Consider the following 24,429-nt stretch of genomic DNA (forward strand, 5'->3'; position numbering starts at 1 on the left):
TCATAAGGTAATTATGAAAAAACTCCATGTTCAATCCGGCCAAGCAAGTCGAGTACTTCTTGTTGTCCCTCATAGGTTTCAATGAACTTTAACGGTATTTGATTATTTAAAGCAGATCTCGGCGTTTGAAGCCAGTGTAATGCATCTCGCTCATTACCAAGAACTTCTACTGCTCTAGCAAGTAGTTTCTGATCTATTTTTGACATTAATATCTTTAACTACAACGTTTAATATTTGTTCCAAGCAGAGTTTTAACGATAAATCTGATTGTCCCGGTCGAATAAAGTCTATCTTTAAAAGAATAATTGAGAAAGTATCTTTGTTGATAATATCTGATTTAAAGGAATGCATCAGATATAAGAATTCAAACATTCGTAATGGATGTATAGCTCAACTAAATCTGGATCATTGGACTAATCAGTTTAGTCGAAAAGCTAACTTTGAGAAAAGAAAATAGAGTAACCCCTCGCGATGCGCTGTTCTCTGGAAAGCGGGAGGGGTATTGTTAATACAGGTGTTAACAAAGCTTGTAACTTAGAACAATGTTTTCTGGTTAACAATCACTTAAGAATCGACGTTAACCCTTTCAAATAAAAATCATAGAACTAGCAACATTGTTAGAAGATCAATGTGGACCTAGAACGGCTTCGGAATTGTTGGAGGTAATGAGTCCGCGGTTAGTTGATTCCGATGTGTGGTTCGGGTGTTGTTTAATAGAGCTTCGCAACTGTTGAAACTGCTAATTCAGAGATAAGGGCTGAAAATGCAAGGAGTTACAATATTGTTATACTGAGTTTATAGTTAAATGGAATATATCAGTTGAACATTAATGGATATCTGAAAAAAATAGAAGCAGGTGAGCCAATCAATTTTTCAAGGCTACTATCTCTTCTGCCAAGTTCTCTGCAAAATAACTACAGGGCTTATTTTTCTTTTGAGCTGGTGTCACCACAGCGGTGGATTGTTCAGTGCGATGAATCTGTAATAAATGAGCTCAAAACAATAGCAGAAATCCCCTCCAACCGGATTGCCGCAGCCGTAAAAGGGGATTCACACAAAGTAGCTGTTTCTTATGGATATGTACTGATATATCACGAAGGCATAAAAGACAGCCGTCCAGAGGTAGTCTATTTTGAATCAGAGGCTTTTATTCAGCCACACTCTCCAAAAACCAATCTCATCTTGATTGAAAATGAAGAAAATTTTTTCAGGTGGAGGGACATGCTAACGGTCTTCAATAAAATGTCTGACTATAACTACAGTATTGAAAATACCGATATCTGTCTCGGAAGTGGCAATCGGTGTTCGTCACCTTTGCTGGTATCATGGCTAACGCAATATGAGTCTATTTTGTGTGCTTTTGACTATGATGCAAAGGGATTAGAAATGTATCAATCTCTGAATACAAAGCTCGGCAATAAAGTGAAGTTTTTTATGCCGGAAGCTTTTGAAGCCTTGTCCTCTTTATTTAGGATGAAACCAAAAGATATAAAGCAACTCAATAAGGCTGTTGTTTTGGCTCATAAAATGAAATTTGATCAGTTGGCAGATACATTTATGTCAACGCGACGCTTCATGGAGCAAGAATCTCTTTTAATGGAATATGAAGATGAATCAACAACGGACTGAAGATACAATCATTTATAGAAAAATTATTCTTGTCGATTCGGCAGGGCTTGGTTTTGTTGAAATACCAATTGACCACCATGCCATATTATTAGGCAAAGGTAACGTTGGTAAATCGAGCATCCTCAATGCCATCCGGCTGTTTTTACTTCCAGAAAATAATTTTCACAAAAGTCAGCTCAAGTTTGGTTTCAGAGTGCCTAAAAAAGATGCCTATTACTCGAATGATGAGGCATATCAACATTATTTTCCGAGTAGTAGAAGTTTCTTAATTATTGAAGTGCAAAACTACGTTGGCACCCATTGCCAAATTCTCCACCGAAGTAACAATCTCGGCTATGGTCGGATCTTTACACCTTTCGAATTTAATCGTATTCGCCACCTTTTCTGGGAGCTTGGCAATGATGATCAGGGTATTGGCCGAGCAGTAGACGATTTATCAGTAAATAGCCTCACAGCAACATTGAAGAAAATGTCATCCCATACGCAAATCGCAAGTGATCCTTCTAAAATAAAGAAACTCATATATGGCACTGGAGATTTTTTGGATCCAGAAGCCATTAGATATGCATTGTTTCCATTGCTTAAACCTGATGATGCCAGTATTGAATCGTTAAGGGCGCTTGTTTTACTCCTTTTTGAAATGAATGCCGGCAACAAAACAGTCACTACTGCAATTGCTAATATCATGGAAGCCGGTAAGAAGCGTGATGAAGATGTACTGGACTTTAATATCGATGCTTTTTTTACTAAGCATGATGAACTGAAAAAAGAAGAGGCTAGACTTACTCGTATCAAGAATGCCCAGCCAGCCTTTCAATCGCTCAAAGCAAGTTATAGCCGCTATATGCAGCTGCAAGATCTCGAAGCGAGATACCAATCTTTTGAAAAGGCTGTAAGTGAGGCGGAAAGCAGGCTGGCGAGCGAAAGACAGTCAAATGATAAAGTTTACGAAAGTTGCAAACAAACTAAACTGTCAGCAGATATTTACAGGCAAGAATTAGCTGATAAGCGAACAGGATTAAAAGAGCTTCTGCGTGCAGACAAAGCATTGCAAATAGATAGCACTAGAGCGCTTAAAACATATGAGCAGATCCGACTAGAATTTCCGGATGATATTTCTGATTCAGATATTTTGGATAATTTGATTGCTGACAAGCAGGACAAAACAGAAGATATTGAGGCGCTACTTAATTCAGAAAAAAATATACAACGACGACAACACTTAGAAAAAAAACTTAGCGAAAAGCGAGCCCAGTACGAAAGATTGATACTTTCAAAGGAAAATGGTGCTTTTCGCATCTCTGAGCAGATTAATTCTCAGGTTCAAAGTGTATTAGCTGCAGTGAATAAAGGATTGATTCTAGCTAATCCTAATAGAGCTTTAACGACGGATGAAATTGACAAACTTACCCAGTTCTCCTCGTTATTCACTGAAAGTAATGAGACTTATCAATTTTTCGATAGAAATTTCCAAAAGCAAAATGCTGCTGTTGATATAGACGAGCAAAGAGATATTTCAGAACTAAAAGCAGAAATTGTTTCGTATGAAAAGTCACTTAAGTCTATAACGGTCGAAAACGACCAAAATCCTCTGCTTAAGAAAAAGCAGCTTCAAGATCTTCAAAAACAGCTTGAGAAAACCATTGCCGATCTCGAAGTTGTTCAACACATTGGCTTTCATCGCAAACAAATGTCCGATGTTTCTAAACGAGTTGAGCAAAACACAAAGCTTTTACAAGAGACTGAGCAAGATCTGGAAAAAGCGAACACGGAATTTAATAATGCTCTCTCCAAACTGAATGATGCCAAACAAGACAGCGAAAAAATCAAATCAAAAAGTAGTAATCTGATTCTAATCAAGGGCAGATTGAAGACATTAGCAAATCGCTACCCACGACTACTTGAGGGGGAGGCGCTACCTAATGAACTGATAGAGATAAGCATAGACTTGGTGAATGTCTTTGAGGAGCAACTACAATTATTTGATAAATTAAAAGTAGAAGTTCTATCGACTTTAAAGGATATGCATCATGAGAGGCTCTTTAGCTTTAGAGAGATTTTAGAAACTCCGGATGACGGTATTATCATGAGGGCTGTACAAGAGCTCTCCCGCGTTTTCGATGAGCTGCCCGAGCAGGAAGCTTTCCTGAGAGCTCGGATCCATGAGCATAATGAGTCTGTTGCAAGTTATACCAAAATCCTTCGGGACACCTCGGATTATATAGCCCGCTTTGAAAACAGTTTAAATCGCAGCTTTGCGAGCGTTCAAATAAATGATCTTGAAAAAGTTGAAGTCAACATTTCAGTGCATCCCAAATTCAGAAATCTGATTGGAGAAATAGTAAAGCTTAATATTCATGGTGAACAATTACCATCGGAGCAGTTTTACGACAGGCTACGTGTGTTTGTTGATGAATTTTTTCGTGATGAAGAGTCACGCCTCACGATGGATAAAATTCTCACAGCTTTGAGTTACAAAACACAAAAACGCAATGAATCTTCCATGCAAGCCAAAGAGCAGTCTACCTCAACCACCGAGCTCATCAATTTTCAATTGGTTCAGGTATTGCTCGATAGAATGACCGTGAATGGGATGCGTGTGCAGATGCCATTGGTTTATGACGAGATAGCTAATGTGAATTTGGATCAGTTCGATTGGTTATTACCACACCTTGAAGATAACGGATTCAGCCTTTTTTCTGCTTCTACATATAGTGCGAGCAGTGAGCTTATTCATAAAGTTGGGCGATTTATTGAAATTGGTAGTACCAGGACTGGTCGTCCATACCACCAAGGCCGCGATATCGTATGTTGGAACAGCGAGGAAGGTTTTGAACATGCGGAAGCTTCTTATCTCACAGGGTTGGAACTAGCTGAGCAGACAGACTGGCTAGAAGATGACTAAACGTTTTAATACCATTGAAACACTTAGGGTGATGTTGGCTCACCCAGACATAATGTTTGACTCCATTCAAACAATGGATGATCTGAATAGTCGCTTTATTAGAGAGACAGACTTTATAAGGCGCATTAGAGACTACATGACGAATCTGTCTGATGAGGATCGTAAACGCGTTCAGGTGGCATTTAAGACGAATAACCTGTTACGAAATCAAGTTATTGCCGATATTGCGAAACATGATGGAGAGCGGCTTCTGGTGTTTCAAGATGAAGTTCTCAACCTCTTTCGGTTATGTGAAGCATCACTTCATCAGGAATTAACCGACTCAAGGTTAAAGAGTCATCTGGATAGCCTAAGAGCAGTGTGTATCCGACTTGAGTCGGCAAGCTTTAGTGACTTGGATCCTGACTACACTGAGCAACGTGATGATCTGCTCAAACAACTTAGTGACCTGCTAGGGGTACTCAGAAAAAACGTTTCTTCCATAGAAAGTCTCAATCAACAATTGGAGAAAATTTCGGCCAAGGCCAGTTACAACGAACAACATTTTGCCCGTTTTAGGCAGGAGATGTTCAATAACATCAGTCAAGTATATGAACGTCATATTAAACCCGTGCTCGCATTCTTAAATGATAAAGCCAGGTTAAGTGATGGACCAAACCTTTTCAAAGTTTTGCACGAAGTCCAATCTCTTTTTGAGCGACGAAATCATCCCAACATTGCGGATCAGATTTTTTTGTTTTCAATGAGTTTTACTAGTGTATATAAACCAATGAGCCGTATCTCGGCTGAAGTCGAGCGTTTTTTGAGAAAGACTCGCCAAGGCATATTGGAATCAAATGCAATGGAAAGTTCTTATCAATTATTACTGTCTAAATATGAAGAAACGACAACCAGTAATATGCGAAAAAAGTTTATCGCCAAGTCCTATGCTCAAGAGTCAGGTTATGTCGTTGGACTGAAGAGAAGACCCCGGCCACAGACATACCGCTTTAGCGACTCGAAATCCTATCTAGATAATTTCTTCAGTGAAATTGAACTTCGTTTAGATGATATGACCAGATTAAAAAGTATTTTGCCAGAATCGGGGCTCTACCAGAGAGAAGGAAATGCGGATGAGCGGATGAGGAGGGCTAAGCTATTATTTCAATTTATTGATGGTATGCGATTTCGTCCAACACAAGATCTATTGGCAGCGATGCATCAAAGATTAATCAGCGGGTTTGGCGAGTATGAAATTCATGACTTGCTTTCATCTCTGATCAGAATCAGCCAACGCTTTCAGGGAAAAGATAGTGAATTAATTATCAATACAACTAATCGCAGGCGATACCTTCAACTTGATGATAAAGCCTTTTACTATCGTGTCAGAATGTTGAGTAGGACAATCCAACATGAATGAGTTACAGACAGAATTTGACGCTGTGAGAGCATCAGATAGTCAACAGATATACAAAGCACTTACGGCAGGCAAAATAATCTCTAAATATTTCTATGATGACCTCAAGGCGGAAATAAAACAAAGCCCGTTATTTACGGTTATTTTTAATCATCTTGGACATTTCAAAAAACTCTATCAACATATCGGATTTGAACTCGTATTTGATCCCGATGGTGATTTTTTCTACGTCAGAGATTATGACGAAGGTGAGACAGAAGAGGCTGATGAAAATGCTTTTAGAGTCCAAGTTGCACTATTAATAATTGGCAGATTTTACTCCCGTTCGGGACGAGATCTGGAAGGACTCATTCGACCAGACATGGGATTGGATGAAACAGACTTTCGTATCTTGTCTGATACAGAGGAATATATAGATATTTTGCAGGCTTCAAGATTGCCCTCTGATTGGATAAAAGTGATGGATTTTCTGCTCGAACGAAGTTTTGCTCATCGGTTGGGAGAGCAGCGATATATCCTTAATCCCGCTGCATTGAGCTTTTTGAGTAGACTTGTTACCAATTACAACCAACAAGTTGAAATACATGAAGATTTTGAGAAGGTGTCTATTTGAAGCTGGAATTTGTCAACGATACTGGGGGCTGTCCATTAAATGGCTGAAGGTATCTAGTAAATTAGTGGCGATTCAAAGTTACTAAAAAGTGAGTTGCTGATTAGTCAAGCAGATGCTTTGCAGCAGATTGCGGAACTTAAACATGAAAACTTTAGATTACGAACAGAGCTTGCTAAATTGGGAAGTGCGAACATTGAGCTGCAAGCCAGAATAACAGGGTTAGAGCAAAACACATTTGAGTATAGCAATAAAAAAGTAGTGAAAATCCTTATTACATGAGCCAAAAAGGACATTTTATAACGATCGTTATCCACATTGGCTTGAATCAAATACTTGATAATGTATACCAGGGACTTCTAGTAAATAATGCAAGAAGATATTGAAAGAATTTTAACGGAAACTCCAGGATTGCGTGGCAGGCAAATCGCTAAGAAATTAGGAGTAGACAAAAAAGTTGTCAATTCGTACCTAAGCAAACAGAAAGGGGAATTCGTAAAAGACGAAGATCACTGTTGGTATGTTGCTGGTGCTGAGTTACAAATCAAGCTTAATGGCGATACCTGGGTTAATGGTCTTTCTTTTGATAATGCAATCAAAAGGGTGGGATCACCGTTAGAACCTGGCTGTAAGTCAGTCCATTTTATTTTGCCCGAAGGTTGCAGGATATTGTTAGAGGCGGCGGCCCGTTTGCTCGCTATTTCCAACCAGGCTGCTTTAGCCGGTAAAGATGTAATAATCGACTTTAGTGACTGTAGTAGCACGCTCACATATTTTGACCGTATGGGATTTTTTGATCTTCTAAACCCGATGATTAGTGTTAAGCCTGACAAACCACGCACGTCACGGGCCTCAATTTATCACGGGAATAGTGAATCTGTTTATGAGTTTGGTGAAATTGATCCCCACGATCTTGATGAAAATATTCCAAAAAGACTAAAAGAAAGCTTTGTTCATTATGCAGGTGTGGAATACTCACAACCTGCTTTTACAGTTCTTTCAGAGTTGTTCGGTAATGTTAGGGACCACTCCGACTCGCCAATACCCGGATATATCGCTCTACAGCGTTACAAAGGGCATGACGGTCGTAATCCGGTTGCCCCCCATATTCAAACTATTGTCTCCGATAGTGGTAGGGGCATAACAGGCACTTTGATGCCAATCCTGGAGAAAAAATATCCTGACATTTACAGGAAATTCGATTTTAGCGATCCTTCCTCAAAACCGCTCTTGATCAAAGAGGTTATAGAAAAAGGGCAAATCTCACGAGTCGAAGATGATGGTCATGGGCTTGGCCTGAAACGGAGCGGAGATGTAGCAGCATCCTACAATGCCACCATCTCTGTGAGGGAAGATACTTTTGAGCTCAAACTATCGTATAAAGTAGGAAGATTAGCCTCGACCTCCTATGAGCTTGATCTTCCAAAGATGTTGGGATGTCATATTTGTTTTGACTTCATCCTTGCAACACGTTGAGTATTCTGATTAAATTAACAAGATGAAACAGATTAAGATTCTTATGCGCCTTCTCGATTTTACTGATAATGACCATCCCTTTGGCAATAAGCAGGGCCGAGAAGTCTTATTAAAGCTGTCGGACTACATCGACGAGCATTCAGCAGATATTTACGAAGTGTCATTGGAGGGGATCATTGCCACCGATGCCTCTTTCCCCAGGGAGAGTGTCATCTCTCTTGCCAAGATGTACAAAGGCGAAAAGGGGTTCTATCTTACGGGCCAGTTCTCCAAAGACTTGCTGGATAATTGGCATTATGCGGCTATTGCCAAAGAGCAACCGCTTATTCTGAAAGAAGATAATGGGTATAAAGTCATAGGGCCGAAACCTATAGGAGGCGCCGAAGAACTCCTTAACTTCATAATGAAAGAGGGGGAAGTCTCAACCGCAAAAGTGGTCCAGAAGTTTGGCGTTTCTGCCCAAAACGCCAGTGCCAAATTGAAGAAGCTATTCGCCACGGGCCTTATTCTAGGCCGTAAGACTGTAGCAGAGTCCGGTGGACTTGAATTCGTATATCGAGCGATCAAATAAAAATCTGATAAAACCCCTTGATTTAACCAGAAATAAGCCATATTCTATATCGTAATGGCGTATAGCCATTTTTTTAAAAAATCTGTTAAAACAGGTTAGATTTAACAGAAATAGTCAGGAGGTTGGTTATGGCTACAAATCCACCGAAGGGTGACGGGCATCGTAACGGGGCGGTGAAAGGCCGCTCGCAGACAAAGACCCCGTCAGGGCATTACGTGAAGCGGAACGCGGATACGGGGCGTTTCATGGACGTAAAGACATCATCAAAAACGCCGTTTAAGGGCGTTCGCAAAGAGAGATAAGGAGTCTGTAATGAGTAACGAAAAATCAAATCGTCCAGAATTGTTTATTGATAATGAAAGGTATGACTGGGACAAAGATACCATCACTGGATCGGAACTCAGGGAACTGGGTTCGCTGCCTGATGATGTTGAAATATACTGGAAAGAGCCCGGAAATCCTGATTTTCCGGTAGAGAATGATACAGTTGTCAACTTGACCCAACATCCGGGACCGGATCGGTTTTCGACACAATCTGTCGGCTCACAGGCGGGGGCATAATCATGCCCTTGTTCCTTGATGAAGATTACGATGCGTTAAAGGAACGGGGTGTTTTGTTTGTCGAAGAGGAGGCACAGCGGTTTTTTGTGATACAGGGCTATAAGTTATCTGATAGCGTGTATAAGCAGGATTGCTGCGATGTTCTCATTGTTATTCCAAGCAATTATCCTCAAGCCGGAAACGATATGTTCTGGACAAATCCCCGGTTGGTAAGGGCAGATGGAAAAGCTATTCCACAAACGAATGAGCCTGGCGGCGGGGACAACCGGATTTTCCAGGGAAAAGAGTTTTGCCGGTGGTCGAGACACTGGAATCAAGGTTCCTCTGTCTGGCGACCAGGTAAGGATAATATCGTTACTATATTGCGAAGAATAGATTGGGCGTTAAGGAGACCTAATGCCCAATGAATAGGCCTAGATTGACATTGCTTGGAACGCAGCACGAAGCGCTCGTAGAGTATCTTGAAGCGCACCCTGATAACCATGAAAGAGGGGCTATTGTTTTGTTTCGTAGGTTGCATATTAGCGTTGAGGGGTTGACCGACTCTGACCGCTATCTTGCTAAAGAAGTCATCTATTTTGATGCTACATGGATAAACAGCAGTTCCCCAATTCATTTTGACTTCAAACTCGCCCCTTTAAGAGAAGTTTTCAGACGTTGTGAAGAAGAAAGTCTTGTGTTTGGTTTCGTACATAATCATCCCCAAGGGAAAACCACATTTTCCACTAAGGATGATGAGAATGAACTTACGCTTTTAACGGCGCTAAAAAATCGCAATGGTGAGAATATCACCTTCGTTTCGATGTTGTGGGTGAATGGTGGATGGGAAGCCCGTATTCGGACAGGCACAGAACAGGAAACTGCTATACCGGTTAGGCATACGCTTGTAACTTCTCCGCCATTGCAGATATTCGGCTATCAGGACAGTAGTGACGAGCACTCTGAAGTCCATGCGCGGGGCGCTGCTGCTTTTGGCAAGCCCTTTGTAGACAAAATCAAGTCGCTTCGTGTCGGTATTGTCGGAACTGGAGGGACAGGTAGTCCTCTTGCTACTTTGGGGGCTCGGGCCGGTATAGGTGAACTGGTATTGATTGACGATGATGAACTGGATCGAAGTAATCTAAACCGTGTCAGAGGACTAGGTGTAAAAGATGTTGGAGATAAGAAAGCCCTCAAGTTAAAAGAGTATATTGACAGCATCGGATTGGAGGCCAAAGTTGCAGCCTGTGACGCTAAGATTGATGAAGATCCCTTGGCACTGGATGCACTGGCCAGTTGTGACGTGGTATTTGGCTGCACTGATGATTTTGTCGGAAGAGAAGTGATGAATATCGCTCTCTACGCTTATGCCCAGACTTTTATCGATCTTGGCCTAGGGGGCCGCATCCTTGATGATGAAACTGGACAGCCTGTTCTCCGCTACCACTTTGGGCGTATCAGTACGATTATGCCTGAGTTTGGACAATGCTTGTTTTGTCAGGGTGTCATTCGTGATGTATGGGTTCAAACTCAGCTTGCGCGGCGAGAAAATCCCGATATAACAAAAAAAGAGCTAAAGGAAAGATACCTTGAAGATGGCGGTGAAGAGGCTCCCGGTATTGGCCCCTTTACCAGTGCTACGGCAGATTTTGCACTTGCCACTTTATTTGATCTGATCAAACCTTTCAGGCGCTATCCCCTTGAATTACGAAGGGATATGTTTCATGTGGACTTTGTAAAAATGGAACTCAATAGTCATCAGACAAAACGGGACAATGAATGTCCCTATTGTGAGCAGCACGATTTTCTATTGATGAAAGAGCAATACCGGTTAAGACGTCCTTTGCTAGGAAAGCGTGATGAATATGTTTAAAAAAATAATTGATTGGATTGCCGGTTTTTTCAGGGAAGGCCAAAAACACACAGATGGGGTAATCCCGTCTGAAAAGTCCTTGCCGCCTGTCCATTTCCGTGCAGTCAATGTTGTCGAGAAACCACCAAATAACGAGAATGTAGAGGCAGGCAATTTATATTGTGTTGTCTCTTCTGGAAGAATGAAATGGTCGCTCTTCAGTTGTCCCTGTGGTTGTGGAAGCGTAGTAACCTTGTCCCTACAACCCGTTCATAATCCTTTTTGGAGACTGACAAAGACTACTTCAAGCCGTCCGACACTCCATCCTTCTGTATGGAGAGACAAAGGATGTTTAAGCCATTTTTGGATTAAAGACGGACGAATATTTTGGTGTGCCGATACAGGAATCCATCCTGACTCTCGAAGGCTTTCGTAAAAGCTATCCGGGTAGAAACCCTTCTGTTATTACTCAGATGACAACCCTGCTAATGCAGCTTGGATCTTGCATCATCATCTTCAAATTGACCGAATAAACAAACGACTATTTATAATCTAGGGTATGAATGGGTTCTACCACGGTAATCAACATGGAAGTTAAAACTCTATTACATCGACTTTTGTTTTGATGCCAGATTAACCAACTGAAAGGTGTCGAGTTAATTACAAATGACTCATCTCGATCTACCGATATGATCATAAGCTGTCCGCAAGGGCGGAGCTTTTCATTTTAGACGTAAAACCCTACAGCCAGACTTATGGCTTTTTTTATAACCAGCTTCTACCAATATCCGGTTATTGCTTCTCTATTCCACCTCCCTTCGATAGCCTTCACACACTTATCAATTTAGGTGTGAGAGAGCTTGAATCAAATTCCATTCCAGTTAAGTACTTTATTAAGCAGCCATTTAAAGGTTAGTAAATCAGGTGAGCAATGGACCTGAACACTGCTTCAAGTGAAGAAATATTTGAATCCATAGCATCAAACTTTGCTGTAACGATTCGTTATCCCCCTATTGTCGATTTGTTCGAACGGTTGTTTGAGCTGGCAAGTCTTGCTGAATTGCATGCTGACAAATTACCCAATTTACCTGACTTTTTAGACAAACAACGGATACAGACTGCACAACAATATCTCATACAAAGAGGGCTTGGACGACAAGGCTCAGTTCGTGAGGGTAATCCGGCATTTGGCTTATATGGAAAATCGCCACTAGCCTCAGCTGTTATGCAATCTGCTGATATAGAATGCAAGGAAATATATGATGGGATCTGCATTCTATTAATACTCTATTGCACAGAACAAAATTCACCTTCAGCAAGAGATGACGCCTCCCATGAAGTCAGACAATCTGCTAGATCAGTCAATCCCAGATATCGTTTGTTATCAAAACTGCCTCCCCTAACCAATGCTTCAGAGGACTATCACCTCAAAATTCGGGCAAAGCTACAAACTATCGAAAATGAAAACGTCAAAAAAGCTCAGCATAAATTATTTTATGTTCTGCAAAACCTCTCAAGCCTTGAAAGAAAAAGAACAAAGCCCTCTCGAAAAGAAAATGATCTTACGACGACGATTATTAATTCCAAAAAAAACGGCGTTTGGAATGAAATAAAACTTCCTGGAAATATTAAACAGGTTTATGAGTCATCTGCTGAATCTGGTGAGCCACCGATTAAAACAACTGTATTCGAATCTGATACAGAAGTTGAGCATGATCCCATTATTTTTGATTATGCTGTGCGCAAGGCCAAAAGTTGGGTTCAAAAATCTGAAACCTTCTCAAGAGTTGATACGACTGCACTAAATGAGCTGGAAAGGACTGAGTTTGTTTCACAGCTTAAACTGCTGCTTAAGAAACAGTTTGGTGAGAGTGTAATTGGTTTTGCAATTGCTCTTGTCTACTTATTGGGATTAGAGCTTAGCCAAATTCTCAGCACGAGATGGGGAGCCGTTGGCTTTATTGATCTTCAAGGGAGGTTAATAAAGTCATTACCGGATTTACCCAGAGTATTTCGTTCAGAAGAGAGTTTAGCTCTCTCTTTATGTTATCTACCACTCCCTAGCTTAGTGAGTTCTTGGATTAAACAGCATTCACTGCAATTAGCTGGCAGTGATTCACTTCTCGCTTCAACAGATCAAAACGAAAGTGGTTTTGTTTCCAAAGTTCATAGTTTGCTGAATCGCTGGCGCCGACATGGACGTTATCGTTTTAAATTACCCAAACTGGCCGCTGCACTCTCAGCAGAATTGACCTATCAAACAAGAGATCCACTGATCATAACCACTTTAGCAGGTGATCTAAAAACCGAACCCCCAGTTTTGATGTATTACCGTGTATTGAAGGGTGATGAATTGAGTCTAGTCTATGAAAAGACGACAGACTCCTTGCTCAATATTCCGGAAGATTTGCTCGGTTTCGATTTTGGATCAAGCACTGAGCTTCCTGAAAATGTTAAAGGGCTAGTTGATGGCATTACAGCTAAACTCAAAAGCAAATTGAACCGTTATCCTGCCAACATTATTCAAACACACAACGTTATCATGTATTTCACGCTGACGATGATGCTGTTTGCAACTGGTCACCGTCCTGTTCGTGATCCGTTTTGCTGGTGGGATGAGCTTGATATCAATTACGAAGGGGTTCTCATCAGCGATAAGGTCGTGTCATTAAGGCATGAATATCGATATCAGGTTATCCCCAAAATTGTCCAGACACAGCTTATAACTTACCGTCGTCATTTAAGGCAATTAGGTGCGCGACTATACAGAGATAAGTCCCTAAAAAGACAAAAGCTCGGCGTGGCAATCCTGCACTGCCAGGAAGGAAGCTCAAAAAATCTGCCAGTATTTTTTGAGATTGATGAATTAGGAGTGAAGTACTTTTCTGTTACTCAGAAAAGTTTGCAGACTTATTGGCAACAATTTTCGGAGCTTCCGACAAATGCTGGACGTTCTGTGATGTGCCAACTTCTTGTTGATAATGGGGTGCCATCTGGCATCGTTGAGCTATATCTTGGACATATCCATGGTTTGTCTCATCGACATGGTCCACGAGCCGGACATGCGCCAGCAGTTGATTTTACGATCCTCACCAAAGAGATTGAGCAGGCTATGAAAATTCTGGGCTGGAAACATTTGAGTCCATTCAAGCAAAATCGTGATCGGATCCGACTGCCGAAAAAATTCAAACAATCACTGCTTATTAGTCAGTCAAAAAGAGCTTTTGGGCCCGAAAAACGTCGCTTGATAAGAGTACAAAATGAGATTCATATTAAGCAAATAATGGCCAGCGCCAGAGTCGATGTTTTCAGTAAGGCTAACAACAGATACTTTCAAAAAGAGCAGGTCAATCAATTCTTCGATCGTATAAAGATAGATTGTCATCATGCCGGCCTTAGTATTCAGCGTGGTACAAACTTGGCATCACGCTGGCTGGTCAATGAAAGCCGAAGAGGAGTGACAATCGAAGACTTTCGTCCCGCTCGAACCATAACTGCGGAATCATCGGTTATAAGTCAGAAAATTTTCCAAGATCGGCAAAACTCTAAAAAACTCCAGCTCTCGTTGTTATCAGAATTTTCTGTCCAGCAGAAGCCAGATAGTGTTGAGCAGTCTCTGGCTGAGCTTGTTGTTACAGCTGCTGTCTTTGGTGGTCTGGCTAAACCAGAAGCTCTAAAAATGCTTCCAGAACATATATTCACAGATATGTTTCGAATTGGTGTGAAGGGAGGCATTATCGAATTTAAAGAACATAGGTGGCTTCCTGACTCGTTGACCCTGTCACGTATTATTTACATTCGAAATCATTATTGCTCAGAGCAAGTATTAAAGGGCATTGGAGGGCTACAAAGTCAGCTCATTCTATACCTTAAAAAGCATGCTTTAAAGTGCACCCGGGACAATGTGTTTAGACGGCTTTCCGAATTGGCTCAGGCCTTGAATACTTGGCATTTACCGGGTGCATTTCATAATTATTGGATACCTAAATCCGAGGGCAGACATTTGCCTCTGCACCGGTTAAATACATTGTTAGAAGATAAGTCATATTTCCCTAAGAACACAATTGAAAATGTTGTCGAAGATGAGGCCGTAGATTGGCTTCCTGCATTGAGCAAGACCCATTCAAAATGCCTGACTGCGACGCAGTGCTGGCGAGACATCAAGCACATATTTAAACAAGTTGAACTAACTCAGCCTGTTGGTACAGAAAAAAGGAATAGTGGGCTTAAAGCGAAACTGGAAAAGCAGTTAAAAAAATACTCTGAGCGGGATGAAGTGAGTGTAACGGGTAAAATCTTGATTGCCTGGTTGGTGGCTCGTTGTCATTATGGTTTTATGAAAGAGAACTTGTCATTTCCGACAATTCAGCGCTATGCCTCTGAAATTTTTCATCCAATACTGACACTTGTTGAAGGCGATATACGGTCTTTTGATGAAGATGATTTCGAGGAACTGTATTGGGAGTGTATAGAATTTGGCGGTGGTGATAGGCAGTATCGTCTTGGACGATTGTATGACTTCCATCATTTTTTACAGATACATCTCGCGTTACCTAACATTAGCTGGTCAGGGCTTTTTGCATTCACTGGGCTTAATTCGGTTGCATCCTCAATTGATGCAAATATTCTCACAATCAAAGAATATGACGAGGCCATTCAGACTATAAATAATGATGTCGGTTTAACGCCTTGGTTGAAAGCACGTTACATAATGACCCTGATGCTTGGGTACCGATTCGGATTGCGGTTTGGTGAAGTGTTAAAGCTTAGACATGTTGATGTTCAGCGTGACGAAAATAAAATTATCCTACAAATTCGAGGGTCAGTGCATGGCGATCTAAAAACTCGCTCAGCAACCAGACAAATACCGCTCATTGGAAAGTTAAGTGAGCAGGAAGAAAAGGTCTGGGAGATAGTGACCTTGGAAGCGGAGAGGTGGATTCAACAGGATCACCAGACGCTATTATTATTTGATGGCGAATCAGTCAGAACGTCGATAGATAAACAGCAAACTCGAGGATATTTAAACAAACTATTGAAATATGTCAGTAGCGATAAAAGTTCGCGCTTTCATCATCTAAGGCATAGTTTTGCCAATCGTCTGGTGGCATACGCTTACAATCTGCAAGATCCGCTTTGGAATCAGATTTCACGCCGATTGATCGGACGGTTTGGCACGAAGCATCTGCCATTATTGTGGTCATCAAATGATGAAGCAACTATCAAACTTCAGGCAATTGCGGATGTAATGGGACATGCCTCTATTCGCACCACAATGTCTAGCTATTTCCATTTTCCAGAGATTTTGGGGCGAGCACTTCATAACCAATTTGAACTGAATTTGTCGCCTAAAATCATGGCTTACATGTTAGGGCCGAGTGAGTCTACGCTGCAAAAGCGTCGTGAACGTTATAAAAGCAGAAACGATATGCAGGCTTACTTTGCCGGCGAACCGATCAAAAATTTTTTTCCATTGTTAACGACTCAGCTTCAACCAGCCACCCATGACGGCGATGCCTGGCGTTATACCTTTACTCAGATGAGCGAGCCAGTAACTATTCAAATGATTGACAAAGTTTTGGTACAAAATGCCAGAATGCAAAACGTCAGTGCATCTCATTCAAATAATTTTTCATCTGAAGTTATTGAAAAAGTATTACTCCATGCAGCGAACATTCAGGCCAAAACGCGGTTTGATTTTTACCAAGTGCGACTTGAAGATCCTGATGCCATCGGAAGCGATGAGTTTGTGGGAAGTAAATTCCAAGAGAATGTTCTTGAAGCAAAAAGAGTGAACACACAATTGGTTTTGTTGGATAAGATAATAACTGAGGTAGCTGCAATAGATGCTAAAGGTTTCTCAACTCAGGACTTAGCGACTTGGCATGTTGACAAGCAATATAGTAAGAGTTGGCGTTTTTCGACCCTGTCATCATTGAATGCATTTATAGAACTGCTGGCATTTCTGCCACTAAATGATGCAAAATTCAAATTAATGTTGCCGACAGCATTCGCGCTTTCTGATGACTTAAATGCCAAGCTACGAAATCATCCTCTGAGGTTTGAGATTGCATCTGATAAGCAGCTGAAAAAAGATGCGCTAATTAAATTGGTTGCTCTTCCTGCAAATTGCAAAACTTATCAAACGGCCAATCGAGTACTGTTTTGTCTTATCGTATGGTTGCATTTCAACTATGACACGGCGATCTAAGCAATTTTTTGTTGGGCTATCGAGAAATCAATGAATTCATAATCATTTGGCTCTTCACTGCCACCAATCAGTTTATTGCGAGGTCTGACAGTGACACTGATGAGATTAAAAGCTTTAAAGGCATCCAGAAGGTTATTTCGCGCCTCGATTGAAAGGGATGAGGTCGTAATTTTATGGACGAGACGCATACCATTTTCTTGTAGTCTGAATAATTTTTCGTTATCTGAAAAATCCACCATGCGTCCGGTCAGAGTTAGCTGTTTTTCACTGGTTTGAAGTCTATGATTTTGAATGCGTTTGAGATGCATATCTAATATTTTTCCACTCGGTAAAACAAAGGTTACTGACTCCATTTTTATATTGGTGCGTCGCAATTTGTTAACCAACTCTGCACACAACACACTCTTTGTTTGAATCCCATTCGGGGAAGGTTTTGAGCTTACAGTGACAAGTTCTGGAAAGTCCGGATTTTTTTGATGAATTTCATCAATGGCCTTTGCCGCCTCAACAAGTACTTTTTCAAAAAAGTCAGAGATACTTTCGTTGCTATCGTCAAAAGCGAAGCTTTGTTGCTGATTATTTTGGGCGAACTCAAGTTCGAGGACCAAATCATCTAAAGTTGTGTATTTCTCAGTGTGTATCAGCGTATTAGGTATCAGTTTATGGCTGAATAGTTCGTTCAGATGCCGACTAAATGTTTTGCCGATAGCTGATAACAATCGTTCAGAATCACTGGAGCAGTTTTTCAATCGTTCAGAGAGCAAAACACTGTTGGTGATCTCACCAAATAGTTTGATACCTAGCGACCATGTTTGTTGGGACATTGTTTCCTCCATATATATGGTCCCAATCTAGCAGCTCGAAACAGTCACGCAAGGCCAAAACTGTGATTTCGTTCTGGTTTTTGAACAAGCACTTCGAAGTTTTTGGTGTTTAGGCTTTTATTTGCAAGATGTTTTCATTTTGGAAGGCTAGGGTATGGTTGTTATGGAGACACTATTCATTCTATTTACACTTTATAAAGCTCAATCAGACACGCCGCCTCATGGGCGACGTGTTGAGCACTTGGGGTGATAATTACTAGTAAATGATATTTTGTACTTCGCGTAATCTATCAAGTAGCTTATCGCTCAGTCGCTCGACTTGACGAATAAATAAATCTTCTTCGTTCATTTCTGTCAAGCGGTTTCCAAGCCAAGTTTTTATGGCCTCATGGTTACAGTATTCGTCACCATGTCCGATAGCAGATACGAGTTGATTTTTGCCGGGTTCGATACGGCAAATAATGCATAGTAAATAAGAAGCTTGGCACAATTTATCGGTATGGCTGTAAGTCGAAAATGGAATGAAAGTTAATTCTTCAGTCACGGTGAAACTCCTTATTTGGTTGAAGCGATTTGCATATGATTCTTCAGTAGGCGTTCAAATGCACTGCCATCTTGACGGGTAAGGTTGGGCACGTATCTGGAATAAACCCTAAATAACATCTCGGTTGTAGTGTGCCCCATTTGACGGGCTATCCACTCAGGTGCTTCGCCTGCAGCTAACCACAGCGTTGCTGCTGTATGACGAGTCTGATACGGGCGTCGGGCAGTAAGGTCCAAATGTCGGAGGAGCGGCTGCCAAACGCGGTTACAGACGTTATTCGAGTTAAGCGGAGAGCCTTCACGCGTACAAAAAACAAAATCGGATTGTTTGGTCACTTTATGCTGTTCTTTTAGTGCGTCGTAGACCATTTGAGACATATCAATCGTTCTGAATGAGCCATCATTTTTGGTATAAGTTAGCCCTCCTCGAACTAATGCCTGTCGCACTAGGATTTGCCTACGCTCAAAATCAATAAACTTCCACTGTAGTCCATGTATTTCACTAGTACGCATGCCGGTAAAAAAACGGACAATGTAATAGTTTCGAAAATCAGACCGAACGGTGTTAATGATTTTCTGCACTTCTTCGATAGCAAAAGGTAAAACATCCGTTTTAGGAACTCTTAATGATTTTATTCCGTGGTAGGGTGAACTAAAGTCATAACGGTTGGCCGCTTCATTTAATATCATTCGCAATGGCAAAATAATATGGTTTATACGACTGGCTGATAGCGGCTTACCACTTTGTTTTTTTGTGACTTTAGTGAGATCTGATCGAAAAGCGAGGATCTCAGCTTTGGTAATGCGTCCAACCTCTTTATCACCAAAACGGGGATAAATGTATTTCCGCAGATTAAGTTCAACGCCTTCCTTATGTGACAGACGCCATTGAGCTTGCATCTCGTTTACCCAAACCTCGGCAAAATCTTTAAATTGTGGGGTGTCGGTGAACGATTTTTTACCAAGCTGTTTCAGTTCATGTAACTCTTTAGCTCTTGTACTATCGGGAAAGTAGTTCCAATACTGAAATGAACCGAGCGTGATTTCGGCCTCAATTTTGTTAAGGACTATTTTCATTCGCTTACGGTTGGCGGATGTGTCATCGAGTTTGGTTTGTTCCCGGCAGCGTTTTCCTTGATATTGAAAGTCGAAAAAAAGTTTCCCAGTATCTTTTCTGGCTCGAATATTACCCATTGCAATACCCCCCGGAGGCCATGGGTAATAGCGCACCATTCTCTTTTGATACTTTTCCGATATCTCTCTCGACAGCTTCCCATAGATAAAGAGTTTTTCTTCCACCAAATGGACGGATATAGTGAATTCCTTCTAATAAGACAGAGTCTTTTAGTTGATCACGGATTGTTCTAGGGGTGTATTTAATTAGCTTAGCGAGTTCTTCAGTTGTAAGGTAAGTCTGACTCATAGATAATCTCCAAGATGCTAAGAGCAATAATATGATGCTCTGGAGATACATTATGATGCTTTAAGTGTCTTGTCAACACTAAAATGCACCTTTAAAGACTTATTATGGTTCTTATTGATGGTAAAATGTAACTTATCAGTGCTTATGGGCGCACGAAAACTCAAGATCTCAGATGTTGTTAATGAAACGGGTATTAATCGAAGTACAGTGACAAGGCTTTACCACGAAACCACTACTAGAATTGATTTTGAGACTCTTGAAAATTTGTGTCGTTACTTCGATTGCGAGCCTAGCGATCTTTTATCGATTGTTGATGAAAGTTAGATGTCATCTAAATTGTGAGTGCAATATGAGCCAGGGAAGGAAGTGCTAAATGAGTTCTGAAGCTGATACTCGAGCTAACTATATCGATCCTGCTTTGCGTGCAGCCTCTTGGCAGCCTTCAAACTTAACAAGAGAGCACTACTTTACTGATGGGCGAAAAATAGCAGGAGGCGGCAGGGGACGTCGCTGTTTCGTAGACTATCTGCTTCATAAAGACAACCGATACCTTGCTGTTGTGGAAGCCAAAAAGGAGTCTGAGCATCCAACCAAAGGCTTGCAACAAGCCATAGACTATGCAAACAAGCTTCGCGTTCGTTTCGTCTATTCCAGCAACGGCAAGCAAACCTACGAATTCGATCTGGAAACAGGTAAAGGCAACTTCATTGAGTTTTACCCAACGCCTGCTGAGTTGGAAAAACGCTATACCGTAGAAACCACAGATTTAAGTCAGGAGCTTAGAAACATCCCTTTCCATTTAGAAGGAGCCATGCAGTCACGTTATTATCAAGAGCTGGCAGTTCATGCGGCTACAGATGCTATCGGGCAAGGCAAATCCCGAATTTTGCTTACTCTGGCAACGGGTACCGGTAAAACCTTCATTGCCTTTCAAATCGTTCACAAAATATTTCAGGCTCGCTGGAACCTTGACAACCCTGGTTCACGCAGGCCACGCGTTCTGTTTCTGGCCGACCGTAATATCCTGGCTGACCAAGCCATTAACACTTTCAACCCCTATGAAAAAGACCTGATCAAAATAAATGGGGAGGAGGTTCGCAAGCGCAATGGTGTCGTGCCAACCAACGCACATATCTTTTTCGCGATTTATCATGCGATTGCGGAACGAGAAAACATCGATGGCTACTACAAATCCTATCCCAAGGATTTCTTTGATCTGGTGTTAATTGATGAATGTCACCGCGGCGCAGCGAATGAAGCGGGCTCCTGGCGAGCCATTCTTGATCAGTTCAGCAGTGCTGTGCATCTGGGTTTAACTGCCACCCCAAAACGCGCAGACAATGTGGACACCTATGAATATTTTGGCCAACCTGCTTATGTATATTCACTGAAAGATGGAATCAATGACGGCTTCTTAACGCCCTACCGGGTTAAGCGCGTTAGAACTAATCTGGATGAATTAGTGCTCACCAAAGATGACGTCATCGTAGAAGGTGAGTCCGGCCAGGATTTATATCAGGTCGAAGACTACGACCGCAAAATCATTGTTGATGAGCGCACAGAGCTGGTCGCCAAAGCCATCTTACAAAACATCAATCCGTTGGAAAAAACCATCGTCTTTTGTGAGAACCAGAACCATGCGCTGACTATGCGCGACATGATCAACAAATACAAATCCATAAAAGACCAGTATTACTGTGTCCGAGTTACCAGTGACGAGGGCAAAGTTGGCCGCGAACTGCTGGAAAAATTTCAGGATAACGACAAAGACATCCCAAACATTATTACTTCATCACAAATGCTTACTACTGGTGTCGATGCCCGCAATGTGCGCAATGTGGTGCTGGATCGAACCATTGGCTCGATGGTGGAGTTCAAACAGATTGTGGGTCGTGGCACCCGAGTATTTGATGGTAAGGACTACTTCACTATTTTGGATTTTCGTGGCGCCACCAACAACTTTTATGATGAAGAGTGGGATGGCGAGCCCGAAGCGCCGGAGCAAGGCGGTACCCGAGAACCAACCTCGCCACTCTACACACCCAAGCCGATCGAAGATGGCGATGGACCAATGCTTGAACCGGCTGAACCTCGCGCAAGGTTGAAGGTGAAACTTGGCAAGGGCCGGGAGCTCAAGGTCATTGATATTGAAACCCGATATATCGACGAAAACGGTAAGCCCCTCACTATTCAAGAGTTTGTTGAACGGTTAATTCAACAACTGCCAGGCCTATTCAAAAGTGTAGATGAGCTTCGTGATATCTGGTCTGACCCGGACCTGCGTGAACAACTCCTGGCCAAACTAGTGCAGGCGGGCTTTGATGAAGAGCAGCTCTCGACCCTGCGCCGTATGTTCGAAGCCGACGATTGTGACATTTTCGATCTGCTGGCATTTTTAGCCTTCGAACAACCCATGGCTACACGAAAATCCAGAGTGGAAGCATTACGAGCCAATAATGCTTTCTTCGGTCAATACCAACAGGAAAAGGCCAGGCAATTCCTGCATTTTGTCCTGAATCGCTATGAACAATCGGGTGTGACCGAACTGGCACGTGAGCGTTTGCCAACCCTGATTGAACTGTCTGGTCTCGGCACCACCAAAGATGCCTCCATGGCCTTTGGTGGCAAACCTGCGCAATTGCTCGCCGCCTTCAAACAACTACAACACCAGCTATACCACGTGAGCTAACCAATGAAAGTAACTTTCTCACTATCGCATTCATTTACAGATGAGCAGTCACTAATAATAAACCGGGTGGCTACGCTTATTGGTGAAAATGGGTGTGGAAAATCCAGTATTCTTCAATCGATATTTGATGAGGGCTTAAAAGACAATCATGCCCGAGCATTTCGAACTATTTGCTTTTCATCTGGACAAAACGAATCTTTCTCCAAAAGCTTTAATAAGTATGTAAAGAAAAACAGAAGACAAGGCCGAGCCATGAGCTTGGCCTCATTCTATTTTGACAAATCATGGTCTAAGCCCATTATTTTTTTAGCCACAGCGTTAGTGAGAGATGGGAAAACTCGCGCATTTCTTAAAGACAGAGGCTATGCCGGTGAGAGCAACGATATTAATCGAGACGACGTGTCCACAAAGCTTTCTTTCAAGTTTAAAGTCGACAATCGCTACACGCTGCGGGTACAAGATGCTTTAAGGAGAGAGGAAATTGGTGAAAAAGGTACTTTAAGGCAGGGACCATTCCATAGATCACTGGAAAGTTTTATTGAGCAGATTGTTGACCCTAATTTCAATTTTGAAAATAAACTAGATGCAGTAAGAATCGAATTAACAGCTTCAGATATATTGGCGGTAAAATTCGCAAAGGTCGACCCAGAGGCTGAGGTGAATGAGCAGGATTTTGGCGATGACCCGTCCATAAGCTTCCTCACACAGGCAGTTAATGCGGGCTTTGTAAATAAGTGGACCTTCCAACTACGGTTTGAGCACGGGTTAGAGCTGGATGATCTCAGCGACGGCGAGTACCAGCTCCTGTTTCTGTATGCTCTTATAGACCTGTTCGATTCAGAGAATACTCTGTTCTTATTCGATGAGGCAGACTCGCACCTTCACTACAAAAATGTCGAAAAGCTTTGGTCGCTCCTTCACAGCATCAAAGGGCACGTCATCACCACCACACACTTACTCGACTCTATTTCAGCTAAAGAGAATCGGTTCGAGCACCTGAAGGTAGTAGAAAAAGGAAGAATCAGCGAAGACAACAAAATCAAGCAATTGATCAATCGCCTAAGTGTACTGTCACGCGCGAAATCGGTTGAATTTGAAGTATGTGGCAAACTACCAAATATAGCTCTGATAGATGATTACAACGACTGGATTATCTTCACACTGCTTGCAGCAAGAAAAGGTTTAGATGTAACCCTTTTGACGCAAGTTCACGCCATTGGTAAGCCATCAAGTCGCAATGATGATAATGAACTAATTGGAAAAGCCAAAATTGATTGGACTCAATCGCTAAGCAAAGCTGAAACGGAATTTGAAACAACGAATGTTTTCCTTGTTTGTGACCGCGACAATTCATATCCAAGATGGCATGAGAATGGAGTGTTGTTAATGGGGAAACCCAAAGTAGTAGTTAATAGTATTCGTTGGCCAGGAAATAGAAGTGTTCAAACTTACCTACTCGCATGGCGCAGACGCGAAATTGAAAACTATTTACTTTCCTTTAGCGCTTTGACGCACTTTGGTGTGATAGACGCAATAAACAGTAAACTGGCTCAGGATTTTCATTTGAGAGATGGAGACCCTGGGGATAATGACGGAATAAGGATGCTCGACGTCAAGCATATCGTTAATCCATTGATAGAAATTCAAGGTGTTGGCAAAGATCTGACCAAAATTGAGTTTTATATAAATCAAATGATGCCCGAAGAAATCAGCGAAGACATCACCAATATGTACAACTTTATTAATGAAAAACTCTAAAC

The 24,429-nt window shown here is 41.7% G+C and carries 18 protein-coding genes; 14 read left to right on the forward strand and 4 right to left on the reverse strand.

Annotated elements, in window-relative coordinates:
* Positions 1 to 11: 11 nt before the first annotated feature.
* Positions 12 to 206 carry an MbcA/ParS/Xre antitoxin family protein gene (locus Q7A_RS03435; RefSeq protein WP_041354314.1) on the reverse strand — a complete coding sequence of 65 codons (195 nt, stop codon included), beginning with the start codon at positions 204 to 206 and terminating at the stop codon, positions 12 to 14.
* 613 nt (positions 207 to 819) lie between these two features.
* Between Q7A_RS03435 and Q7A_RS03440 the strand changes: the two genes are divergently transcribed.
* From Q7A_RS03440 to Q7A_RS03485, 11 genes are all read left to right on the forward strand, one after another.
* Positions 820 to 1,629, forward strand: coding sequence for a hypothetical protein (locus Q7A_RS03440; protein ID WP_014705943.1), 810 nt, complete (start codon positions 820 to 822; stop codon positions 1,627 to 1,629).
* Positions 1,610 to 4,534, forward strand: a complete 2,925-nt coding sequence (locus Q7A_RS03445) for a coiled-coil domain-containing protein (protein ID WP_014705944.1) — start codon at positions 1,610 to 1,612, stop codon at positions 4,532 to 4,534. The genes Q7A_RS03440 and Q7A_RS03445 overlap by 20 nt, the downstream gene beginning before the upstream one ends.
* Complete coding sequence (locus tag Q7A_RS03450) at positions 4,527 to 5,933, forward strand: hypothetical protein (RefSeq protein WP_014705945.1); 1,407 nt, start codon at positions 4,527 to 4,529, stop codon at positions 5,931 to 5,933. Before Q7A_RS03445 ends, Q7A_RS03450 begins: the two co-directional genes overlap by 8 nt.
* On the forward strand, positions 5,926 to 6,543 hold the full coding sequence (locus Q7A_RS03455) for a condensin complex protein MksE (protein WP_014705946.1): 618 nt from the start codon (positions 5,926 to 5,928) through the stop codon (positions 6,541 to 6,543). The genes Q7A_RS03450 and Q7A_RS03455 overlap by 8 nt, the downstream gene beginning before the upstream one ends.
* A 366-nt stretch (positions 6,544 to 6,909) precedes the next feature.
* Positions 6,910 to 8,016 (forward strand): ATP-binding protein, encoded by a 1,107-nt coding sequence (locus Q7A_RS03460; RefSeq protein WP_014705947.1) that lies wholly within the window; start codon positions 6,910 to 6,912, stop codon positions 8,014 to 8,016.
* A gap of 22 nt (positions 8,017 to 8,038) precedes the next feature.
* On the forward strand, positions 8,039 to 8,587 hold the full coding sequence (locus Q7A_RS03465) for a MarR family transcriptional regulator (protein WP_041354316.1): 549 nt from the start codon (positions 8,039 to 8,041) through the stop codon (positions 8,585 to 8,587).
* A gap of 312 nt (positions 8,588 to 8,899) precedes the next feature.
* Entirely contained in the window at positions 8,900 to 9,148 is a 249-nt protein-coding gene (locus Q7A_RS03470) for a multiubiquitin domain-containing protein (protein WP_014705949.1), read from the forward strand.
* A 2-nt stretch (positions 9,149 to 9,150) separates the two neighbouring features.
* Positions 9,151 to 9,555: an E2/UBC family protein gene (locus Q7A_RS03475; RefSeq protein WP_041354319.1), complete on the forward strand. Its 405-nt coding sequence runs from the start codon at positions 9,151 to 9,153 to the stop codon at positions 9,553 to 9,555.
* Positions 9,552 to 11,000 carry a HesA/MoeB/ThiF family protein gene (locus Q7A_RS03480; RefSeq protein WP_014705950.1) on the forward strand — a complete coding sequence of 483 codons (1,449 nt, stop codon included), beginning with the start codon at positions 9,552 to 9,554 and terminating at the stop codon, positions 10,998 to 11,000. Before Q7A_RS03475 ends, Q7A_RS03480 begins: the two co-directional genes overlap by 4 nt.
* Positions 10,987 to 11,415: a DUF6527 family protein gene (locus Q7A_RS15120; protein ID WP_052501225.1), complete on the forward strand. Its 429-nt coding sequence runs from the start codon at positions 10,987 to 10,989 to the stop codon at positions 11,413 to 11,415. The genes Q7A_RS03480 and Q7A_RS15120 overlap by 14 nt, the downstream gene beginning before the upstream one ends.
* Before the next feature lie 495 nt (positions 11,416 to 11,910).
* Positions 11,911 to 17,190 carry a site-specific integrase gene (locus Q7A_RS03485; protein ID WP_014705951.1) on the forward strand — a complete coding sequence of 1,760 codons (5,280 nt, stop codon included), beginning with the start codon at positions 11,911 to 11,913 and terminating at the stop codon, positions 17,188 to 17,190.
* Here the strand turns inward: Q7A_RS03485 and Q7A_RS03490 are convergent.
* The 3 genes from Q7A_RS03490 to Q7A_RS03500 all read right to left on the reverse strand — a co-directional run bounded on the left by Q7A_RS03490 (position 17,187) and on the right by Q7A_RS03500 (position 19,856).
* Positions 17,187 to 17,909 (reverse strand): hypothetical protein, encoded by a 723-nt coding sequence (locus tag Q7A_RS03490; protein ID WP_169712022.1) that lies wholly within the window; start codon positions 17,907 to 17,909, stop codon positions 17,187 to 17,189. The genes Q7A_RS03485 and Q7A_RS03490 overlap by 4 nt on opposite strands.
* A 361-nt stretch (positions 17,910 to 18,270) precedes the next feature.
* Entirely contained in the window at positions 18,271 to 18,558 is a 288-nt protein-coding gene (locus Q7A_RS03495) for a hypothetical protein (protein ID WP_014705953.1), read from the reverse strand.
* A gap of 11 nt (positions 18,559 to 18,569) precedes the next feature.
* On the reverse strand, positions 18,570 to 19,856 hold the full coding sequence (locus Q7A_RS03500; RefSeq protein WP_202971550.1) for an Arm DNA-binding domain-containing protein: 1,287 nt from the start codon (positions 19,854 to 19,856) through the stop codon (positions 18,570 to 18,572).
* Between the two features lie 241 nt (positions 19,857 to 20,097).
* Between Q7A_RS03500 and Q7A_RS03510 the strand changes: the two genes are divergently transcribed.
* From Q7A_RS03510 to Q7A_RS03520, 3 genes are read left to right on the forward strand one after another with little or no spacing between them, the layout of a single operon-like run.
* Positions 20,098 to 20,304 carry a helix-turn-helix domain-containing protein gene (locus Q7A_RS03510; RefSeq protein WP_084227437.1) on the forward strand — a complete coding sequence of 69 codons (207 nt, stop codon included), beginning with the start codon at positions 20,098 to 20,100 and terminating at the stop codon, positions 20,302 to 20,304.
* 49 nt (positions 20,305 to 20,353) lie between these two features.
* A complete protein-coding gene (gene hsdR / locus Q7A_RS03515) occupies positions 20,354 to 22,669 on the forward strand; it encodes an EcoAI/FtnUII family type I restriction enzme subunit R (RefSeq protein ID WP_014705955.1) in 2,316 nt (771 codons plus the stop codon).
* A 3-nt stretch (positions 22,670 to 22,672) separates the two neighbouring features.
* On the forward strand, positions 22,673 to 24,427 hold the full coding sequence (locus tag Q7A_RS03520) for an AAA family ATPase (protein ID WP_014705956.1): 1,755 nt from the start codon (positions 22,673 to 22,675) through the stop codon (positions 24,425 to 24,427).
* Positions 24,428 to 24,429 lie beyond the last annotated feature (2 nt).

Source organism: Methylophaga nitratireducenticrescens (genome assembly GCF_000260985.4).
GTDB lineage: Bacteria > Pseudomonadota > Gammaproteobacteria > Nitrosococcales > Methylophagaceae > Methylophaga > Methylophaga nitratireducenticrescens.

Excerpts from the sequence above, each read along its gene's own strand:
- Q7A_RS03435 (WP_041354314.1), bottom strand. The coding sequence starts at position 206 with ATGTCAAAAATAGATCAGAAACTACTTGCTAGAGCAGTAGAAGTTCTT.
- Q7A_RS03445 (WP_014705944.1), top strand. The coding sequence starts at position 1,610 with ATGAATCAACAACGGACTGAAGATACAATCATTTATAGAAAAATTATT.
- Q7A_RS03450 (WP_014705945.1), top strand. The coding sequence starts at position 4,527 with ATGACTAAACGTTTTAATACCATTGAAACACTTAGGGTGATGTTGGCT.
- Q7A_RS03455 (WP_014705946.1), top strand. The coding sequence starts at position 5,926 with ATGAATGAGTTACAGACAGAATTTGACGCTGTGAGAGCATCAGATAGT.
- Q7A_RS03460 (WP_014705947.1), top strand. The coding sequence starts at position 6,910 with ATGCAAGAAGATATTGAAAGAATTTTAACGGAAACTCCAGGATTGCGT.
- Q7A_RS03465 (WP_041354316.1), top strand. The coding sequence starts at position 8,039 with ATGAAACAGATTAAGATTCTTATGCGCCTTCTCGATTTTACTGATAAT.
- Q7A_RS03470 (WP_014705949.1), top strand. The coding sequence starts at position 8,900 with ATGAGTAACGAAAAATCAAATCGTCCAGAATTGTTTATTGATAATGAA.
- Q7A_RS03475 (WP_041354319.1), top strand. The coding sequence starts at position 9,151 with ATGCCCTTGTTCCTTGATGAAGATTACGATGCGTTAAAGGAACGGGGT.
- Q7A_RS03480 (WP_014705950.1), top strand. The coding sequence starts at position 9,552 with ATGAATAGGCCTAGATTGACATTGCTTGGAACGCAGCACGAAGCGCTC.
- Q7A_RS15120 (WP_052501225.1), top strand. The coding sequence starts at position 10,987 with ATGAATATGTTTAAAAAAATAATTGATTGGATTGCCGGTTTTTTCAGG.
- Q7A_RS03485 (WP_014705951.1), top strand. The coding sequence starts at position 11,911 with ATGGACCTGAACACTGCTTCAAGTGAAGAAATATTTGAATCCATAGCA.
- Q7A_RS03510 (WP_084227437.1), top strand. The coding sequence starts at position 20,098 with ATGGTAAAATGTAACTTATCAGTGCTTATGGGCGCACGAAAACTCAAG.
- hsdR (WP_014705955.1), top strand. The coding sequence starts at position 20,354 with ATGAGTTCTGAAGCTGATACTCGAGCTAACTATATCGATCCTGCTTTG.
- Q7A_RS03520 (WP_014705956.1), top strand. The coding sequence starts at position 22,673 with ATGAAAGTAACTTTCTCACTATCGCATTCATTTACAGATGAGCAGTCA.